Annotated in this window: 15 protein-coding genes; 4 read left to right on the top strand and 11 right to left on the bottom strand. The window is 71.1% G+C overall.

Going from position 1 to position 19,094, the window contains the following annotated elements:
* Window positions 1-125: 125 nt before the first annotated feature.
* From ACIQM3_RS29795 to sucC, 3 genes are all read right to left on the bottom strand, one after another.
* The gene (locus ACIQM3_RS29795) at window positions 126-1,712 is read right to left on the bottom strand and encodes an aldehyde dehydrogenase family protein (RefSeq protein ID WP_401629754.1); all 1,587 of its coding nucleotides are present in this window, start codon (window positions 1,710-1,712) and stop codon (window positions 126-128) included.
* Between the two features lie 245 nt (window positions 1,713-1,957).
* Window positions 1,958-2,839, bottom strand: coding sequence for a succinate--CoA ligase subunit alpha (gene sucD / locus ACIQM3_RS29790; protein WP_401629751.1), 882 nt, complete (start codon window positions 2,837-2,839; stop codon window positions 1,958-1,960).
* Between the two features lie 2 nt (window positions 2,840-2,841).
* Window positions 2,842-3,978, bottom strand: a complete 1,137-nt coding sequence (gene sucC, locus ACIQM3_RS29785) for an ADP-forming succinate--CoA ligase subunit beta (protein WP_401629748.1) — start codon at window positions 3,976-3,978, stop codon at window positions 2,842-2,844.
* 166 nt (window positions 3,979-4,144) lie between these two features.
* Here sucC and ACIQM3_RS29780 point away from each other — a divergent pair, with 166 nt between their 5' ends.
* From ACIQM3_RS29780 to ACIQM3_RS29765, 4 genes are all read left to right on the top strand, one after another.
* Window positions 4,145-5,836: a thiamine pyrophosphate-binding protein gene (locus tag ACIQM3_RS29780; protein WP_401629746.1), complete on the top strand. Its 1,692-nt coding sequence runs from the start codon at window positions 4,145-4,147 to the stop codon at window positions 5,834-5,836.
* Window positions 5,837-5,852: 16 nt separating this feature from the next.
* Window positions 5,853-7,091, top strand: coding sequence for a formyl-CoA transferase (gene frc, locus ACIQM3_RS29775; RefSeq protein WP_401629744.1), 1,239 nt, complete (start codon window positions 5,853-5,855; stop codon window positions 7,089-7,091).
* 2 nt (window positions 7,092-7,093) lie between these two features.
* Window positions 7,094-9,250, top strand: coding sequence for an acetate--CoA ligase family protein (locus tag ACIQM3_RS29770; protein ID WP_401629741.1), 2,157 nt, complete (start codon window positions 7,094-7,096; stop codon window positions 9,248-9,250).
* Window positions 9,251-9,372: 122 nt separating this feature from the next.
* Window positions 9,373-10,764, top strand: coding sequence for an OFA family MFS transporter (locus tag ACIQM3_RS29765; protein ID WP_401629739.1), 1,392 nt, complete (start codon window positions 9,373-9,375; stop codon window positions 10,762-10,764).
* A 73-nt stretch (window positions 10,765-10,837) separates the two neighbouring features.
* Here the strand turns inward: ACIQM3_RS29765 and ACIQM3_RS29760 are convergent, their stop codons facing one another.
* The 8 genes from ACIQM3_RS29760 to ACIQM3_RS29725 are packed head-to-tail and all read right to left on the bottom strand — an operon-like array spanning window position 10,838 to window position 19,057.
* On the bottom strand, window positions 10,838-11,908 hold the full coding sequence (locus tag ACIQM3_RS29760) for a sugar phosphate isomerase/epimerase family protein (protein ID WP_401629736.1): 1,071 nt from the start codon (window positions 11,906-11,908) through the stop codon (window positions 10,838-10,840).
* 41 nt (window positions 11,909-11,949) lie between these two features.
* Window positions 11,950-13,347, bottom strand: a complete 1,398-nt coding sequence (locus ACIQM3_RS29755) for an alkaline phosphatase family protein (protein ID WP_401629733.1) — start codon at window positions 13,345-13,347, stop codon at window positions 11,950-11,952.
* The gene (gene eboE / locus ACIQM3_RS29750; RefSeq protein WP_401629731.1) at window positions 13,344-14,519 is read right to left on the bottom strand and encodes a metabolite traffic protein EboE; all 1,176 of its coding nucleotides are present in this window, start codon (window positions 14,517-14,519) and stop codon (window positions 13,344-13,346) included. The genes ACIQM3_RS29755 and eboE overlap by 4 nt, the downstream gene beginning before the upstream one ends.
* A 3-nt stretch (window positions 14,520-14,522) precedes the next feature.
* Entirely contained in the window at window positions 14,523-15,371 is an 849-nt protein-coding gene (locus ACIQM3_RS29745) for a TatD family hydrolase (protein ID WP_401629728.1), read from the bottom strand.
* Entirely contained in the window at window positions 15,368-16,006 is a 639-nt protein-coding gene (locus tag ACIQM3_RS29740) for an EboA domain-containing protein (RefSeq protein ID WP_401629725.1), read from the bottom strand. Before ACIQM3_RS29740 ends, ACIQM3_RS29745 begins: the two co-directional genes overlap by 4 nt.
* A complete protein-coding gene (locus ACIQM3_RS29735) occupies window positions 16,000-16,863 on the bottom strand; it encodes a sugar phosphate isomerase/epimerase family protein (protein WP_401629723.1) in 864 nt (287 codons plus the stop codon). The genes ACIQM3_RS29740 and ACIQM3_RS29735 overlap by 7 nt, the downstream gene beginning before the upstream one ends.
* Window positions 16,860-17,942 (bottom strand): SCO3242 family prenyltransferase, encoded by a 1,083-nt coding sequence (locus ACIQM3_RS29730; protein ID WP_401629720.1) that lies wholly within the window; start codon window positions 17,940-17,942, stop codon window positions 16,860-16,862. Before ACIQM3_RS29730 ends, ACIQM3_RS29735 begins: the two co-directional genes overlap by 4 nt.
* Entirely contained in the window at window positions 17,939-19,057 is a 1,119-nt protein-coding gene (locus tag ACIQM3_RS29725; protein WP_401629717.1) for an inositol-3-phosphate synthase, read from the bottom strand. Before ACIQM3_RS29725 ends, ACIQM3_RS29730 begins: the two co-directional genes overlap by 4 nt.
* Window positions 19,058-19,094: the final 37 nt, after the last annotated feature.

The following is a 19,094-nucleotide window of genomic DNA, read 5'->3' as shown; positions in this document are numbered from 1 at the left end:
GAGCCGGTCGTGTTGTGGCGGCCCGCTTTGTGGGGGGGGGGGGGGGGGGGGGGGGGGGGGGGGGGGTGTTGTGGGGGGGGGGGGGGGGGGGGGGGGCCCCCGCGCGGGGGGCCCACCACCCACGGTTACGGCATGAGGTGGTAGTCGGGGAAGTTGCCCGGCAGCCGCTCCCCCGGCGGGCCCTCGGTCACGGCCCGTACGAGTAGCTCACCGCCCACGAAGGCACCTCTCCAGGACCCGCCGAAGCCTCCGAAGAGCTCCTCGCGGTCACCCCGGGAACGTGGCTTGCCGTGACCGGTCTTGAAGGCGCGGATCTGCGGCGCCAGCCGCTCGTACGTCGCCGGGTCGTCGGTGGACAGGGTGGCGACCAAGGCGCCGTTGGAGGCGTTCATGGCGGCGAGGAGCTCGGCCTCGGTGTCGACCAGGACGATCGTGTCGACCGGGCCGAAGGGTTCCGCGTGATGCAGCGGCGAAGACGGAGGCGGGTTGAGGAGGGTGACCGGGTGGAGGTACGCACTGGTGTCCTGGCCCGGGAGGAAGCGGGCGTCCGCCACGGATCCCTGGTGGAGGGGGACGGCCCCGCGGTCGATGGCCTCGGTGACCTGGTCGTGCAGTTCCTTGGCCTTGGTCGCGTTGATCAAAGGGCCGAAGTCCAGTACGGGAAGGGGGTCGGAGGGGTGCTCCACGGCGAGGGGGTGCCCGGTGCGGAGAGACCGTACGGCGGGAAGGTAGGCCGCCAGGAAGTCCGCGAAGAGCGTGCGCTGGACGACGAAGCGGGGGTAGGCGGTGCAGCGCTGCTTGCCGTAGTCGAAGAGCTTCGGGATGACCGCGGTGAGGGACGGCCAGTCCGTGTGGTTCCAGATGCCCCAGGTGTTGAGGCCCTCCTGTTCCAGGATGTGCCGCTTGCCGAGGTCGGCGACGGCGGTGGCGATCCGGGCGCCGGTGTCCCGGCCGCCGACGAAGGAGACACAGCCGATCTCGGCCGACCTGACGAGCGGTTCCGACAGTTCGCTCCCGCTGCCGCTGAGCAGGGTGAGCGGGACGCCCTCGCGGGCGGCGAGCGCGCACGCCAGGGTGAGGCAGGAGACGCCGCCGTCGGTGGGGGTCTTGGCGATCACCGCGTTGCCGGCCAGCGCCTGTACGAGCATCGCGTGGACCAGCACGGACATGGGGTAGTTCCAGCTGGCGATGTTGGAGACGGGGCCTGCGAGCGGGGTGCGGCCGGCCAGGAGGCGGTCGCTGTGGTCGACGTACCACCGGACGCCGTCGATGGCGCGGTCCACATCGGCCTGGGCGAGGCGCCAGGGCTTGCCGATCTCCCAGACCAGGAGGAGGGCGAGGAGCTCGCGGTGCTCGGTGAGGGCGTCGAGGGTGGCCGAGACGCGGGCACGGCGTTCGGGGAGCGGGATGTGGCGCCAGGCGCGGTGGGCGTCGAGGGCCGCCCGGACCGCTTGCCGGGCGGTCGCTGCGTCCAGGCGGGGTGGTCCTGTGATGGGGGTGTTGTCGATGGGGCTGGTGGCGGGGAGGGTGCGGCCGTCCCGGTGCCAGGTGGCGGCCCAGAGGTTGCGGGCCCTGTCGTCCTGGAAGGCCTCGGGGGCGCTGGCCAGGCAGCGTTCCCAGGCGTCGTGCCAGGCGGTTCCTGGCTTGAGGGTGAGGGAGGTGGGGGCGGGGGTGGGGGTCTGTGCGGGGGTCTGTGCGGGTGTCTGTGTCATCGGGTCTCCGCTCTGGGTGCGGTGGCGGGGGTGCGGGTGGAGGGGGCCGGTGGGGCGCCTGCGGCGGGCCTGTTCCCCTGCCCGCCCCTTCCCGTGACCGGGGCTCCGCCCCGGACCCCGGTCCTCAATCGCCGGACGGGCTGATTCGGTGCGGCTCTGCCACGGACGTGGTCCCGCGGTGCCGGACGGGCTGATTCGGTGCGGCTCTGCCACGGACGTGGTCCCGCGGTGCCGGATCTCGGTTGTCAGCCGCGCAGCCTGTCCTCCGCCAGGCGGGCCGTTTCCGTCGGGGTGGCGCCCACCGCGACTCCTGCCGCTTCCAGCGCCTCCTTCTTCGCCGCGGCCGTGCCGCTCGCCCCCGAGACGATCGCTCCGGCGTGGCCCATCGTCTTGCCCTCGGGGGCCGTGAAGCCGGCGATGTAGCCGACCACCGGCTTGGTGATGTGCTGGGCGATGTGGGCCGCGGCGCGTTCCTCCGCGTCTCCGCCGATCTCGCCGATGAGGACGATCAGTTCGGTGTCCGGGTCGTTCTCGAAGGCCGTCAGGCAGTCGATGTGCGTCGTCCCGATCACCGGGTCGCCGCCGATGCCCACCGCCGTCGAGAAGCCCGTCTCGCGCAGCTCGTGCATCAGCTGGTAGGTGAGCGTGCCCGACTTGGAGACCAGGCCGATCCGGCCGGGCTTCGTCGCGATGTCTGCGGGGATGATGCCCGCGTTGGACTGCCCCGGGCTGATCACCCCGGGGCAGTTGGGTCCGAGGACGCGCGTGCCGTGCGCCTTCGCGTGGGCGTGGAAGGCCACGGCGTCGTGGACGGGGATGCCCTCGGTGATGACCACGGCCAGACCGATGCCCGCGTCCGCCGCCTCGACGACGGCCGTCCTGGCGAACGGCGGGGGGACGAAGACGACGGTGACGTCGGCGCCGGTGGCGTCCATGCCGTCGCGTACGGAGCCGAAGACCGGGACCGTACGGTCGTCGAGGTCCACGGTGCGGCCCGCCTTGCGCGGGTTGACGCCGCCGACGATCTGGGTGCCCGCGGCGAGCATTCTCCTGGTGTGCTTCATGCCCTCGGCGCCGGTCATGCCCTGGACGAGGACCTTGCTCTCCTTGCTGAGGAAGATGGCCATGATCAGTGCCCTCCCAGGGCGAGTCGGGCTGCTCGGTCGGCCGCGCCGTCCATCGTGGTGACCTGCTGGACCATCGGGTGCGCACGGTCGTCGAGGATCGCCCGCCCGCGTGCCGCGCTGTTGCCGTCGAGGCGTACGACCAGTGGTTTGGTCAGGTGGACCGAGTCGAGGGCCTGGACGATCCCGTCGGCGACCGCGTCGCAGGCGGTGATGCCACCGAACACGTTGACGAAGACGGACTTCACCGACGGGTCGGAGAGGATGACCGTGAGTCCGTCGGCCATGACACGGGCCGAGGCCCCTCCCCCGATGTCGAGGAAGTTGGCCGGGCGTGCGCCGCAGCCGGCGACGACGTCGAGGGTGGACATGACGAGTCCGGCGCCGTTGCCGATGATGCCGACCTCGCCGTCGAGCTTGACGTAGTTGAGCCCCTTGGCGGCGGCCGCCGCCTCCAGCGGGTCCCCGTGGGGGTCGGCGGTGTCCGCACCCCAACGGCTCTGCCGGAAGGCGGCGTTGTCGTCCAGGGTGACCTTGCCGTCCAGGGCGAGGACCCGGCCGTCCGTGGTGCGGACCAGCGGATTGACCTCGACCAGCAGGGCGTCCTCCTGGGTGAGTACCCGCCACAGCGCCTGGAGTACGGGGGCGGTCTCCGGCGGGAGGGAGGCCGCCTCCGCGATCTGCGCCGCCTTGGCCGCCGTGACCCCCTCGGCCGGGTTCACGGGGATACGGGCCACGGCCTCCGGCCGGGTGGCGGCGACCTCCTCGATGTCCATGCCGCCCTCCGCCGAGGCGATGGCGAGGAAGGTCCCGGCGGCCCGGTCCAGCACGTAGCTGACGTAGAACTCCGCCTCTATGTCCACGGGCTGAGCGAGCATCACGGTCCGGACGAGGTGTCCTTTGATGTCCATGCCGAGGATCCCGCGCGCGGTGACGACGGCTGCCGCAGGGTCCGCGGCGGCCTTCACCCCGCCGGCTTTGCCCCGGCCGCCCACCTTGACCTGCGCCTTGACGACGACACGGCCGCCCAGCCGTTCGGCCGCGGCGTGCACCGCGGACGGGTGGTCCACGACCTCGGCGTCCGGTACGGCGATGCCGTGATCCGCGAAGAGTTGCCTTGCCTGGTGCTCGTACAGATCCATAGCCACTCCCGATCGTGCCGATTGTGAAAGTGCCGCACGCCCCCTGGACACCACCCACCGGATGCGGGATAACAAGCTTCATACAGTATTCGTCGACTGTATGCAATGTACCGCGAGAGCGGCGGAGCGGCTCCCGCACTCCCCTACGAAGGGACAGGACATCGCCATGCCCGAGGACAGCCAGGACAGCCAGAACCTCATCTCCGGTGGGCACTTGGTCGCCAAGGCACTCAAGGCGGAGGGGGTGGAACGCATCTACACCCTCTGTGGCGGCCACATCATCGACATCTACGACGGCTGCGTCGACGAGGGCATCGAGGTCGTCGACGTACGGCACGAACAGGTGGCCGCCCACGCGGCCGACGGCTACGCCCGGATCACCGGGAAGCCGGGGTGCGCCGTCGTCACCGCGGGTCCCGGGACGACCGACGCCGTCACGGGTGTCGCCAACGCCTTCCGTGCCGAGTCACCGATGCTTCTGATCGGCGGTCAGGGAGCGCACACCCAGCACAAGATGGGCTCTCTCCAGGATCTGCCGCACGTCGACATGATGACGCCCATCACCAAGTTCGCGGCCACCGTGCCGGACACCGCGCGGGCGGCGGACATGGTGTCGATGGCGTTCCGGGAGTGCTACCACGGGGCGCCCGGCCCGTCGTTCCTGGAGATCCCGCGCGATGTGCTGGACGCGAAGGTCCCGGCGGACAGGGCACGGGTCCCCGAGGCGGGGCGGTACCGTGCGTCCACCCGCGCGGCGGGTGATCCGGCCGACATCGAGAAGCTCGCCGATCTGCTCGTCCACGCCGAGAAGCCCGCCATCCTGCTGGGCAGTCAGGTCTGGACGACCCGCGCGACGGACTCCGCCACCGAGCTCGTCCGGACGCTCAACATCCCTGCGTACATGAACGGCGCGGGCCGCGGCACTCTCCCGCCCGGCGATCCGCACCACTTCCAGCTCTCGCGGCGCTACGCGTTCTCCAACGCCGACCTGATCGTGATCGTGGGGACCCCCTTCGACTTCCGGATGGGCTACGGCAAGCGGCTCTCGCCGGCCGCCACCGTCGTCCAGATCGACCTCGACTACCGCACGGTGGGCAAGAACCGCGATGTCGACCTCGGGATCGTCGGTGACGCCTCGCTGGTCCTGAAGGCGGTCACGGAGGCCGCGAGCGGCCGGATCAACGGCGGTTCCGCACTGCGCAAGGCCTGGCTGGACGAACTGCGGGCTGCCGAGCAGGTGTCGATCGAGAAGCGGCTGCCCCAGCTGAAGTCGGACGCCTCGCCCATCCACCCCTACCGGCTGGTGAGCGAGATCAACGACTTCCTGACCGAGGACTCCGTCTACATCGGGGACGGCGGCGACATCGTCACCTTCTCCGGGCAGGTCGTCCAGCCCCGCACCCCGGGCCACTGGATGGACCCGGGCCCGCTCGGCACGCTCGGGGTGGGGGTGCCGTTCGTGCTGGCCGCCAAGCAGGCCAGGCCCGACAAGGAGGTCGTGGCGCTCTTCGGCGACGGCGCGTTCTCCCTCACCGGGTGGGACTTCGAGACGCTGGTCCGCTACAACCTGCCCTTCGTCGGCATCGTCGGCAACAACTCCTCGATGAACCAGATCCGTTACGGCCAGAAGGCCAAATACGGCGACGAGCGCGAGCGGGTCGGCAACACCCTCGGCGACGTCCACTACGACAAGTTCGCCCAGATGCTGGGCGGTTACGGCGAAGAGGTACGCGACCCCGCCGACATCGCACCCGCGCTGCGCAGGGCCCGTGAGTCGGGTCTTCCCTCGCTCATCAACGTCTGGGTCGACCCGGACGCGTACGCCCCCGGAACGATGAACCAGACCATGTACAAGTGACAGAGGAGCGGTTGGCATGACCAAGGCTCTTGAGGGCGTGCGCGTCCTCGACATGACACACGTACAGTCCGGACCCTCCGCCACCCAGCTGCTCGGCTGGCTCGGGGCGGACGTGGTCAAGCTGGAAGCGCCGAGCGGCGACATCACCCGCAAGCAGTTGCGCGATCTGCCCGACGTCGACTCCCTCTACTTCACGATGCTCAACTGCAACAAGCGGAGCATCACACTCAACACCAAGAGCGAGCGCGGCAAGGAGATCCTCACCGAGCTCATCCGCCGCAGCGACGTGATGGTGGAGAACTTCGGCCCGGGCGCCGTGGACCGCATGGGGTTCACCTGGGAGCGGATCCAGGAGATCAACCCCCGGATCGTGTACGCCTCCATCAAGGGCTTCGGCGAGGGCCCGTACACCAACTTCAAGGCGTACGAGGTCGTCGCACAGGCCATGGGCGGCTCCATGTCCACCACCGGATTCGCCGACGGGCCGCCTCTCGCCACCGGCGCCCAGATCGGCGACTCGGGCACGGGGATCCACGCGGTGGCCGGCATCCTCGCCGCCCTCTTCCAGCGGGAGAACACCGGACGCGGCCAGCGGGTGAACGTGGCGATGCAGCACGCGGTGCTCAACCTGTGCCGGGTCAAGCTGCGCGACCAGCAGCGGCTGGAACACGGGCCCCTCGCGGAGTACCCGAACGCACAGGACACCGCCGACGCCGACGAGGTGCCGCGCAGCGGCAACGCCAGCGGCGGCGGCCAGCCCGGGTGGGCGGTGAAGTGCGCGCCGGGCGGCCCCAACGACTACGTGTACGTCATCGTGCAGCCGGTCGGGTGGAAGCCCCTCTCCGCGCTGATCGGCCGGCCGGAGCTGGCCGACGACCCCGAGTGGGCGACGCCCGAGTCCCGGCTGCCGAAGCTCGGCAAGATGTTCCAGCTGATCGAGGAGTGGTCGGCCACGCTCCCCAAGTGGGACGTCCTGGAACAGCTGAACGCGCACAACATCCCGTGCGGTCCGATCCTCTCCACCAAGGAGATCGCCGAGGACGAGTCCCTCGCCGCCAACGAGATGGTGGTCCGCGTCGAACACCCCGAGCGCGGCACCTTCACCACCGTCGGCAGCCCGCTGAAGCTCTCCGACTCCCCGGTCGACATCGTTACCTCCCCGCTGCTCGGTGAGCACAACGCGGAGGTCTACGTCGGCGAACTGGGCCTGGGTGACGAGGAACTGCGGCTTCTCAAGACGAACGGAGTCATCTGAGCATGGCCGGAACAGTCGAGAACCAGGAGCATGACCGCGTCAGGGCGCTGCTCGACCGTGTCCGGGGCGAGGGGCGCAGCGCGCTCACCGCGCCGGAGGGGAAGGTCGTCGCCGACGCGTACGGGATCACGGTGCCGGGCGAGGGCCTGGCCCGGGACGTGGACGAGGCGGTGGCGCTGGCCGACCGTCTCGGCGGGCCGGTGGTCCTCAAGATCGTCTCCCCCGACATCCTGCACAAGACGGATGCGGGCGGCGTCGTGGTCGGCGTGTCGGGTGCCAAGGAGGTGCGCGCGGCCTTCTGCACCGTCGTGAAGAACGCGAAGGCCTACGCGGCCGACGCGCGGATCGAGGGCGTACAGGTGCAGCAGCTCGTGCCGCCCGGCCAGGAGGTCATCGTGGGGGCGGTCACCGACCCCACGTTCGGGAAGGTGGTGGCGTTCGGCCTCGGCGGTGTCCTGGTCGAGGTGCTCAAGGACATCACCTTCCGGCTGGCACCGGTGACCGCGGAGGAGGCGCGGTCGATGCTCGACTCGATCGGCGCCGCGGAGATCCTCAAGGGGGTGCGCGGAGCGCCGGCCGTGGACCGGTGGGCGCTGGCGGAGCAGATCCGACGGGTCTCCCAACTGGTCACGGACTTCCCGGAGATCGCGGAGGTCGACCTCAACCCTGTCATCGCGTCTCCGGACGGCGCTGTCGCCGCCGACATCCGGATCCTGCTGACGACCGAGGAGGTGAAGGCGCGGCGACGCTACAGCCGTGAGGAGATCCTCGTATCGATGCGCCGGCTGATGGAGCCGCGTTCGGTCGCGGTCATCGGCGCGTCCAACGAGCAGGGCAAGATCGGCAATTCGGTGATGCGCAACCTCATCGACGGCGGGTTCGCGGGCGAGATCCATCCGGTGAACCCCAAGGCCGATGACATTCTCGGCCGCAAGGCGTACAAGAGTGTCCTCGACGTTCCCGGTGAGGTGGATGTGGCGGTCTTCGCGATACCCGCCAAGTTCGTCGCGTCGGCGCTCCAGGAGGTGGGCCGCAAGGGGATCCCCAATGCCGTGCTCATTCCGTCCGGCTTCGCCGAGACGGGCGAACAGGCCCTCCAGGACGAGATCGTGGCGATCGGCGAGGAGCACGGTGTGCGGCTTCTCGGGCCGAACATCTACGGCTACTACTCGACGTGGCAGGACCTCTGCGCCACGTTCTGCACCCCGTACGACGTCAAGGGCCCGGTGGCCCTGACCTCGCAGTCCGGTGGCATCGGCATGGCGATCCTGGGCTTCGCGAGGTCGACGAGGACGGGGGTGTCGGCGATCGTCGGGCTCGGCAACAAGTCGGACATCGACGAGGACGACCTGCTGACCTGGTTCGGCGAGGACCCGAACACCAAGTGCATCGCGATGCACCTGGAGGACCTCAAGGACGGGCGGGCGTTCGTGGAGGCGGCGCGGGCGACCGTGCCGAAGAAGCCGGTCGTGGTCCTCAAGGCGGGCCGGACGAGCGCGGGCGCCAGGGCGGCGGGTTCCCACACGGGCGCGCTGGCCGGGGACGACGCCGTGTACGACGACATCCTGCGGCAGGCGGGGGTGATCCGGGCCCCGGGGCTGAACGACATGCTCGAGTACGCGCGGGCGCTGCCCGTGCTGCCGGCCCCCAAGGGCGACAACGTCGTGATCATCACGGGGGCGGGGGGTTCGGGGGTGCTCCTGTCTGACGCGATCGTCGACAACGGGCTCTCGCTGATGGAGATCCCGCCGGACCTGGACACGGCGTTCAAGGCGTTCATCCCGCCGTTCGGGGCGGCCGGGAACCCGATCGACATCACGGGCGGTGAGCCGCCGTCGACGTACGAGGCGACGATCCGGCTGGGGATGGAGGATCCGCGGATCCACGCGCTGGTGCTGGGCTACTGGCACACGATCGTCACCCCTCCGATGGTCTTCGCGGAGCTGACGGCCCGGGTGGTGGAGGAGTTCCGGGAGCGCGGGATCGAGAAGCCCGTGGTGGCTTCGCTCGCCGGCGACACGGAGGTCGAGGAGGCATGCGCATACCTGTTCGAGAGGGGCGTCGTGGCGTATCCGTACACCACGGAGCGGCCGGTCGCCGTACTCGGCGCGAAGTACAGGTGGGCCAGGGCCGCCGGGTTGTTGGGAGGTGCCCGATGACCTGATGAGACGGCTCGAACCACGGGGTCTGCGGCGTGACGCTCGGCCGCGGGCCCCCGCGCGAAGTGAGAACGGGCAGGGGGCGCTGGCCAGACTTCTTCCACGCAAGGGGTTCGATCTACATGGCGACAACCGACATCTCGACTTCCGTCCCCTACAGGGAGGTGACGGACGCCAACGGCAGGACCTACCGCCTTGGCGAGAGCGACATCGACATCATGGGCCGCAAGCGCAAGTGGATGGTCATTTTGCCGTGGGTCGGCATGATGGGCATCAGCTCGGCCGAGTACGCCTTCGCGTCGGCGGAGGACACGCTGCACCACGCGCACAACTGGGACAGCGGTCACATCTACTGGATGATGACAGTCTGGGTGTTCTTCCAGGCCGCGGTCGCGATGCCCGCGGGCAGACTGAGGGAGACCGGCAGGCTGCCGGCCCGCTGGGCGATGATGCTCGGCGCGACGGGCACCCTCCTCGGCTACCTGTCACTGGCGTACGCGCCGCACGTGATCTTCGCGTACATCGGCTTCAGTGTGTTCTCGGGCATGGGCGCGGGCATGGTGTACGCCACCTGCGTCAACATGGTCGGCAAGTGGTACCCGGAGCGCCGGGGTGGCAAGACGGGCTTCGTCAACGGTGGTTTCGCCTACGGTTCGGTACCGTTCGTCTTCATCTTCACCGGGTTCATGGACATCACCAACTTCAGATGGGTCCTGGTCTCGGTGGGGGTCTTCCTTGCCGCGCTCGTGGCCTGCGCCGGCTTCTTCTTCCGGGACCCGCCGAAGAACTGGTGGCCCTCGGAGGTCGACCCGCTCAACCCTCCCGAGGACCCACGGGCCCGCCGTGCACTGGAGAAGAACCCGCCGGCCATCAAGCAGTACTCCCCCGGCGAGGCCTGGAGGACCGGCCGCGTGGCACTGATGTGGTGCTGCCTCGCCTGTACCTCCGGCGTGAACATATTCGGTATCGCGTTCCAGGTCGACATCGGCCAGGACGCGGGCTTCGCCGCAGGCATCGTGGCCACGGCCATGTCGCTCAAGGCGATCGTCAACGGCACCGGGCGCGGCGTCATCGGCTGGCTCTCGGACCTCTACGGCCGCAAGAAGTGCCTGCTCTACGTCTGCGTCATCCTGGGGCTCGCCCAGTTCGGCATCATCTGGGCGGCCGACATGGAGAGCCTGCCACTGTTTTTGTTCTTCTCCGCGGTCTCCGGGTTCGGGGGCGGCGCCATCTTCCCGATGTTCGCGGCGATGACCGCGGACTACTTCGGTGAGAACAACAACGCCACCAACTACGGCATGGTCTACAGCTCCAAGCTCGTCTCCGGACTCGGAGCGGGGATGGGCTTCCTGGTCGTCGACGCCTGGGGGCTCAACGGCGCGTTCATCCTGGCGGGCAGTATCTCGTTCTTCGCGGGATTCCTCGCGTTGTTCCTCGCGGCACCCGGCCGCGACCGGAAGGGCAACCCGCTGGTGAAGGCCGCCCCGGCTCCGGTGATCCGGGAGACCGACTGATCGCACACCGCAGCACACGCGTGGGGCCCGGTTCCTGGAACCGGGCCCCACGCGTGTGCCGTCCCGTCGGGCGTCAGTCGCCGCAGCGGCTCTCGCGGAGCGAGTGCAGGTGCTCGCTCGACTTGCGGGCGAAGGCGAGGGACTCGACCGGGTTGTCGTGCTCGGTCTGCCAGTGGTGGTAGGTACGGCCGCGGTGGGTCCGCGCGGTGACCCGGCTCAGGAAGTTCTTGTAGTCGATGTCGCCGTCACCGACGTCCGTCATGTCGTAGCCGTCGCGGGCGGCGTCGTTGCGGGTGCCGTCCTTGACGTGGAAGAGGGGGTAGCGGTCGGGCTGCTTGAGTACGTAGTCGATGGGGTTGAAGGGGGCCGGCGTGCCGTCCACGCGCTTGCCGAAGCGGAACTGCGCGCAGAAAGCCCAGTAGATGTCCATCTCGAGGTACACCAGGTCGGGGTCGGTCTCGGCGAGCAGGACGTCGTAGAGGCGTACCTTCGGCTTGTCGGTGGCGAAGGAGAACTCCTCCGCGTGGTTGTGCTGGTAGAACTTCATGCCGCGCTCACGGGCCGCGGCGCCGTAGGTGTTGAAGTCCTCGGCCGCCCGCTTCCAGCCGTCGACGGTGTCGCCGTAGCGGAACGGCCCGGAGGCTGTGCCGATGTGCTTCAGACCGAGGGCCTCCGCCTCGTCGAGGACCTTGGTGAGGTTCTGCGCGAAGGAGTAGGCGTCGGGGTTGTTGTCGTCGTAGTAGTTGACGTGGCTGCCGATGGGGTTGAGCCCGTGGTCCTTGGCCAGCCGCTTGAGCTGGGCGAGGGTGATGGCTCCGGCCGAGCCCTGGGTGTATCCGGCGAACTCGATCTCGTCGTAGCCGTACTTCTCGAGTTCGGCGAAGACGGGGGCGAAGCCGAGGGTGGAGACCTTGTCGCGGAGGCTGTACAGCTGGATGCCGAGGCGGCCCGGAGGCAGGACGGCGCGGCCCTTGCCGTGCCCGTTGCCATGTCCGTGGCCGTGTGCCTGGCCGGTGTGCGGGCCGGCCGCCTGGGCGGCGGCGCCGCTGAGGAGGGTCGCGGCCGTGGCTCCGGCGGCGACGCCCAGGACGTTGCGGCGGCTGAGTCTGCGCGCGAGCTCGGGGTCCTTCGGGGTGCGGCTCATGATCACGAATCTCCCTGTGAACGTGCGGGCGGGGTGGATTGTCAGTGGAGTCCGGCAAGCTGGAGGAGCAAGGACTTCACTTCGGTGGCCTGGACTCGGCCGTTGAACGCGTGGGGGGTGGAGCAGAGGATGAGCGGACCTTCGTCGTCGCTCGTGGGCAGGCGGCCGTGGCTGCCGCGGATAGGTGAGGGATCCAGGGGGACGACCGCCATGCGGTAGCGCATCCCGAGCTTCTTGCGGGCGACCGCCGAGGCGGCCTTGACCCGGACGTAGGGGTCCTGGGGGTCCATGAAGAGCTCTACGGGGCCGTAGCCCGGTTTGCGGTGGATCTCGACGAGCTGCGCGAAGTCGGGCGCGCGGTCGTCGTCGAGCCAGTAGTAGTACGTGAACCAGGCGTCCTTCTCCGCCACGGCGACGAGCTCGCCGGAGCGGGGATGGTCCAGGTGGTTCGCCTTCTTGCCCTCGTCGTCGAGGAGTTCCGCGATGCCGGGGAGGTCCGCGAGGGCTTCCCGGGTGGCGTCGAGGTCCTCGGGCCGGCGTACGTAGACGTGGGCGAGCTGGTGGTCGGCGACCGCGAAGGCGCGGGAGGCCATCGGGTCGAGGTACTCCATGCCGTCCTGGGTGTGGACCTCCAGGAGTCCGGCGCGGCGCAGGGCCCGGTTGATGTCGACGGGCCGGTCGACGCGGGTGATGCCGTACTCGGAGAGGGCGACGACGGTGCGGCCCCCGGCCCTGGCCTCGTCCAGCAGGGGGGCCACGGCTCGGTCGAGGTCGGCCGCGGCCCGGTGGGAGCGGGGGTCGTCGGGGCCGTAGCGCTGGAGGTCGTAGTCGAGGTGCGGGAGGTAGCAGAGGGCCAGGTCGGGGCTGCGGGTGGAGAGGAGGTGCCGGGTGGCGTCGATGATCCACTGCGAGGAGACGAGGTCGGCGCCGGGGCCCCAGAAATGGAAGAGGGGGAAGGTGCCCAGCTTCTCGGTCAGTTCGTCGTGCAGTGCCGGGGGCCGGGTGTAGCAGTCGGGCTCCTTGCGGCCGTCGGCGTAGTACACGGGGCGGGGGGTGACGGTCCAGTCGGTGTCGGCACCCATCGCGTACCACCAGCAGATGTTGGCGACGGTGTAACCGGGGTGGGCGCGCCGGGCGGCGTCCCAGAGCTTGTCCCCTTCGACGAGCCCGTTGTGCTGGCGCCACAGGAGGACGTCGCCGAGCTCGCGGAAGTACCAGCCGTTGGCGACGATGCCGTGTTCGGAGGGGGTGGTGCCGGTGAGGAAGGTGGACTGGGCGGCACAGGTGACTGCGGGCAGGACGGTGGAGAGGGGGGCCTGTGCGCCGGCTCCGGCCATGGCCTGGAGGTTCGGCATGTGCTGGAGCAGCTGGGGGGTGAGGCCGACGACGTCGAGGACGAGGAGCGGGGTGGGACGCGTTCCGGCGCCGGGCGCGGTCATGGGAGCTCCTTGAGTCCGAGGTCGACGAGGAGGTCGCGGGCGAGGGTGAGCTCGGCGGCGATGCCGTCGGCGAGCTGGGTGCGGGTGCGCGGCCGCAGTTCGGCGGGAAGCGCCTGCCAGGTGTACGTCTCCACCTCGAGGTGCCGGGTGAGGGCCACGGGCCCGCCGACGAGCCGGTTCAGCACGGACTGGAGCACGGGGAGTGTGGAGGTGAGCGGGGGTGCGGGGGGCGCGTGCAGGGGGACGTGGAAGTGGGAGCGCCAGGGGGTGCTGTCGGGGAGCGCGCCGCCGGAGATGGCCTCGCCGAGGTCGTCGGTCCCGCGGAGGCCCGCACCGGTGAGGGTGCGGGTCTGGTGCAGGAAGCGGGGCTCGGCGAAGGCCCCCAGGGCGGCACGCACCTCCGGCAGATGGGGGTGTTCGGCGTGCAGTGCCGCGGAGAGCTGGGCCTTGGCGATGGTGATCCCGGCCGTGCGCAGGGCGTCGAGAGCGGTGTCCGGATCCTCGAAGGAGGTGGCGAGGTGGCAGGTGTCGACGCAGATACCGATGCGGTCGTGGCCCACAGCGGTGAGGGGGCCGATGGCGTCGGCGGTGGTCTCCACGGTGCAGCCGGGTTCGGGTTCGAGGCCGATCCTGATGGCCTTGCCGGTCAGCTCGTCGAGGGCGTCGAGCCGCTGCGCGAGCGTGGTGAACGCCTTCCGCGCGGTGACCGCTGCCGTGGGGTCGTCGGCGAACGGGGTTCGCCAGGCGATCGGCAGGGTGGAGATGGTGCCTTCGGTGACGTCGTCGGGGAGCAGCGCGGCGAGCAGCCGGGCCAGGTCGGTGGTGTGGGAGAGCCGCTCGGGATCGGTCCAGTCCGGTGTGTAGACGCGGTACTTGACCTCCTGGGCCCCGAAGCCCTCGTACGGGAAGCCGTTGAGGGTGACCACTTCGAGGCCGCGGTGTTCGAGTTCGCCGCGCAGGGAGCGCAGAGCGGCGGGGTCGTTGATCAGGGCGCGGGCGGCGTCCTTGGCGAGCCAGAGTCCGATGCCGAGGCGGTCCCGGCCGAGCCGTTTGCGTACGGGTTCGCAGTGGTCGCGCAGCTGGGCGCGGACTCCTTCGAGGGTCTCCGCGGGGTGCACGTTGGTGCAGTAGGCGAGGTGCACGGTCGAGCCGTCGGGGTGGCGGAAGCGCATGGTTCACTCCCCGCCGCGGAGGATGGAGTTGCCCTCGTGGAGCGGGCCCGGTGCGTCGAGGTCGAGCTGGAGCCGGCCGCTCTGCCCGTAGAAGGCGACGGGGTTCCGCCAGAGGACCTTGTCGACGTCGTCCTCGTCGAATCCGGCCTTGAGCATGGTGTCGGCCACCTTGCGGGTCTTCAGCGGGTCGCTCTTCCCCCAGTCGGCGGCCGAGTTGACGAGGACCCTGTCGGTGCCGTGGTTCCGCAGGACCGTGATCATGCGGTCCTCGTCCATCTTGGTGTCGGGATAGATGGAGAAACCGGCCCAGCAGCCGCTGTCGAGGGCGTCCTTCACGGTCGTCTCGTTGAGGTGGTCGAGCAGGACCAGCTCCGGGGCGAGGGCCGACTCACGGATGACGTCGATGGTGCGGCGCAGACCGGCGAGCTTGTCGCGGTGCGGGGTGTGCACGAGCGCGGGAAGACCGTGGTCGGCGGCGAGCTGGAGCTGTGTGGCGAGTGCCTTGTCCTCGGCGGGGGTCATCGAGTCGTAGCCGATCTCGCCGACGGCGACGACGGAGTCCTTGACGAGGTAGCGGGGCAGGGCGTCCAGGACGGGGGCGCAGCGGGGGTCGTTCGCCTCCTTGGGGTTGAGGGCGAGGGTGCAGTGGTGGGCGATGCCGTACTGGGAGGCGCGGAAGGGCTCCCAGCCCAGGAGGGCGTCGAAGTAGTCGAAGAAGCTGGCGGGCGAGGTGCGGGGCTGGCCGAGCCAGAAGGAGGGTTCGACGAGGGCGCGGACCCCTGCGTCGTACATCGCCTGGTAGTCGTCCGTGGTGCGGGAGGTCATGTGGATGTGGGGGTCGAAGATCCTCATCGGGTTTCCTCCGTGGACGTGGGGGCGGTGGCGGGCGCCGGGGCCGTGAGGTCGAGGACGGTCCGCAGACCGGCGGGGACGGCACGCCCCGCGGCAGTGCGTTCGGCTGCGAAGTCACCCAGCATGCGGGCGAGTTCGGCATCGCCGCGGGCACGTTCGGCGAGCCGGTCGAGGGCTTCGACCGGGACCTCGGTGAAGAGGCACTTGAGGACGGCGTGCCGCCAGCCGTGCACGTCGAGGTGGGCCGCGCCGTACGGGCCGACGGCCGCGGCGACCAACCGGGTGTCGTTGGTGCGCAGGGCGTCCTCGACCAGCGGGAGCGCGGCGGCGCCGAGTTCGAGGCGGTGCAGGGTGAGAAGGACCGCGCGGCGTTCGGCGGCGGTGCCCTGGTCGTAGAGCCTGGTCACGGCGGGCAGCCCGGCGCGAGCTTCGACGAGCAGCAGTGCGCGCACGGAATCGGCGTGCTCGAGGCCGCAGTGCCTTCCCGCCGACGCGAACCGCAGCTCCCAGGGCGGGTTGCCGCTGTCCGCGCCGGGATGTGCCGCGGCGTGCGCGGCCTCGGCGAGCGCTTCGTCCAGCCAGGCCCTGGCCGCTCCCGGGAGCCGGTCGTCGAGTTCCTTGCGGCTGCTCAGCATGGTCCGGCTCCGTTCGTCGCCCCGGTGGCCCGGCGCAGGAAGTCGATCGAACTGCGGGCGAGTTCGGGGCCGGCGTGGGAGTGCCGGGGCAGTTCGACGACGGTGAGGCCGGCGTATCCGGTGGAGGCGAGCGCTTCGAGCACCGGCGGGAAGTCGATCTCGCCGTCACCGAACGGCAGGTGTTCGTGGACGCCGCGCCGCATGTCCTCGATCTGGACGTGGCGCAGCCAGGGGGCGGCTTCCTTCACGCAGTCCACGGGCGAGGCGGACTCGAGGCACTGGCAGTGGCCGATGTCGAGGGTGAGTCCGAGCGGGCCCGGGTCACCGAGGAGGGTGCGTAGGTGGTGGAAGTCGGCGAGCGTGGCGAGGAGGTGGCCGGGTTCAGGTTCGACGGCGAGCGGGATTCCCGCGCGGTCGGAGGCCTCCAGTACGGGGCCGAGGGCCTCGGCCAGCCGCTGCCACGCGGTGTCCGTGGAGGTGTCCGGCGGGGTGATGCCGCTGAAGCAGTGCACGGCGTGAGCACCGAGGTCCGCGGCGACCTCCACGGCGCGCACGAGCAGGGCGGTGCGGGCCGCGCGGGCGTCCGGGTCGGGGTCGAGGAGGGAGGGGCCGTGTTTGCGCCGGGGGTCGAGGACGTAACGCGCCCCGGTCTCGACGGTGACACCCAGGCCGAGTCCGGCGAGCCTGCGGGCCACCTGGCGGGTGCGGGCGGCGAGGTCCGGCGCCAGCGGGTCGAGGTGCATGTGGTCGAGGGTCAGGCCGACCCCGTCGTAACCGAGGTCGGCGAGGAGGCCGAGGGCGTCGTCGAGCCGGAGGTCGGTCAGCCCGTTGGTGCCGTAGCCGAGGCGGAGGGTCATGTCGGGCTCACTTTCCGGGCGAGCGCGCGGGCGAGGGGGACGAGCCCCATGACCGCGAGCCCGTTGACGGGCGCCCCGGCCCTGGCCGCGAGCGCCGCCTGCAGCGGGATCATCGCCCGGATCCCGCCGCCGACGGCGCGCTGGGTGAGGGGCGGGGAGGGGTTGAGCGCGGCGTGGAGAAGGGGGACCGCGGAGGTGCGGAGATAGGCGCCGGCGAAGGCCGGGAGCAGGAGCCGTACGGCGTTGGCGGGAGGGCCTGGTGGCTCCCCCGGCGCCGTCCGGCCGCGCAGGACGACGGCCCCGAGTCCGGCCACACCGGCCAGCGCCGCCAGCGGTGCGGCGGTGGATCCGCCGTGCGCCTCGTGGCGGGAGACGGCGGTCACGGCGTAGGTGTGCGCGCCGAGCACGAGGGCGGCGGGGAGCGCGGCAGCGGGGGTACGGCCGGGTGCGGGCCGGGTGGCCGGGGCCGCACCTCCCCCGGCAGTCGTGTTCGACATCGTTGCCACCGTGGCGGTCGCGCCGAGCAGCAGGTCCAGGGTGCGGGCCGATGCCATCGCGGCCGGCCCGAGCTTCGTGTGCTTGAGGCGCAGGTCGTAGGCCCAGACCGTGGCCGCCAGACCGGATGCCACCGCCAGTGCGGGGCGGCCCGCCCGCGCGGCCAAAGCCAGACCCGCCGCCGTCAGGACGCCCGCGGCGGCCAGGGCTGCCCCGGGCGCGACACGGCCCGAGGGGATCGGCCGGTGCGGGCGGTCGACGGCGTCCTCCTCCCGGTCCGCCCAGTCGTTGAGTGCCATGCCCGCCTCGTACAGGCACAGCGAGGCGCCGACCGCGAGTGCCGTGCCCCGGCCGGGGCGCCGGCCCGTGGCCGCGGCCCCGGCGAGCGCGTCACCGGGCACGGTGAACAGCGCCGACACCCGGAGCAGCTCCGCCCAGGCTCGCAGGCGCGCGCGGGCGGGGGGCCTGTCCGGTGCGGGCGCAGTCCCGCCCGCACCGGACAGGCTGTACGGGGGCGCCGCGGGGCGGGCGCCGAGCAGCCGCGGGGCGCCGGTCACCGCCGCGAGCAGCCGCAGTGCCTTCACCGGGCGCCCCGCAGGCGTTCGGCGAAGGCCAGCAGCTCGGCGTACTGCTCGGGCAGTGCGGCCGGGCCGCCGTCCGGGTCCTTGAAATAGAAGCCGAGCTCGGGCCGGGGCCCGCTCAGGCCCGTCTCGTGGGAGCGTGCCAGCAGCCGGGCCAGGTCCAGGACCAGCGGTGCGGCGAGGGCGGAGTCGCAGCCCTGCCAGATCGTCTGGAGGATCATCCGCGAGCCGAGGAAGCCGTCGAAGGCGATGTGGTCCCACGCCGTCTTCCAGTCACCCATCGCCGGTACGTCGTCGATGTGGACCTCGCCCTCGGGGGCCGACCCGAGCGTGTCGGCGAGCACGCGTTCCTTGCCGGCGTTCTTGGCGGCCGCCGCGGCCGGGTCGGCCAGCGCCGCTCCGTCCCCGCCGCCCAGCAGGTTCGTGCCCGACCACGCCCGCACCGGCAGTGCGCGCTGGACGAACATCGGTGCGAGCACGGAACGGAGCAGCGTCTGGCCTGTCTTGCCGTCGCGTCCGGCGTGGGGAAGTCCGCAGGAGTCGACGGCGTCCTGGAGGTGTGGGCTGCGCAGCCCGGTGGAGGGGGTGAAGTTGGCGTACGGGCAGCCGGCGCGGAGCGCGGCCGCCGCGTAGAGGGAACTGGCGGGCAGGCGGGAGTCGTCCTCGCCGGGGGCCGGTTCGGTCGAGGCGACGTTGATGACGACCGTGCGGGCCAGCTCGTGGCGGCGCGCGAAGTCCTCGATGTCGGCGGCGAAGGCGGCGATGAGCTCCTCGTCGGTGCGGGTGTCACCCCGGAGCGGACCTCCGGGGCGTATCTCCGCGTCGGCGGTGGTGAGTTCGGCCTCGACGGCGGAGGGGAGCCCGTGCGGCAGCACTCCCCCGGCCGCGAGGGCCTCGGCCCTCTTGGGCAGGGGACAGTCGAGGGTGTCGTGGCCGCCGAAGACGAGAGCGGTCAGCGGTGGCAACCCGCTGTCGGTGAAGGGTGGTGTCTCGGTGACCATGCCGGTCGGCGGGTGGAGCCCTGCCGCGATGGCCGCGCACCCGGCGGTGGCGGTGGTGGCGACGGAGCCGCGTGCTCCGATGAACCAGACTCCGGTACGAACGGCACGTGCGGTCACGGGCTGCCTCCCTGGGGGCTGAAGAGGGATGGTGGAC

Source organism: Streptomyces sp. NPDC091271 (genome assembly GCF_044757505.1).
GTDB lineage: Bacteria > Actinomycetota > Actinomycetes > Streptomycetales > Streptomycetaceae > Streptomyces.
Note: the sequence above shows the minus strand (reverse complement) of the source record. Positions and strands in the feature narration are given on the sequence as shown.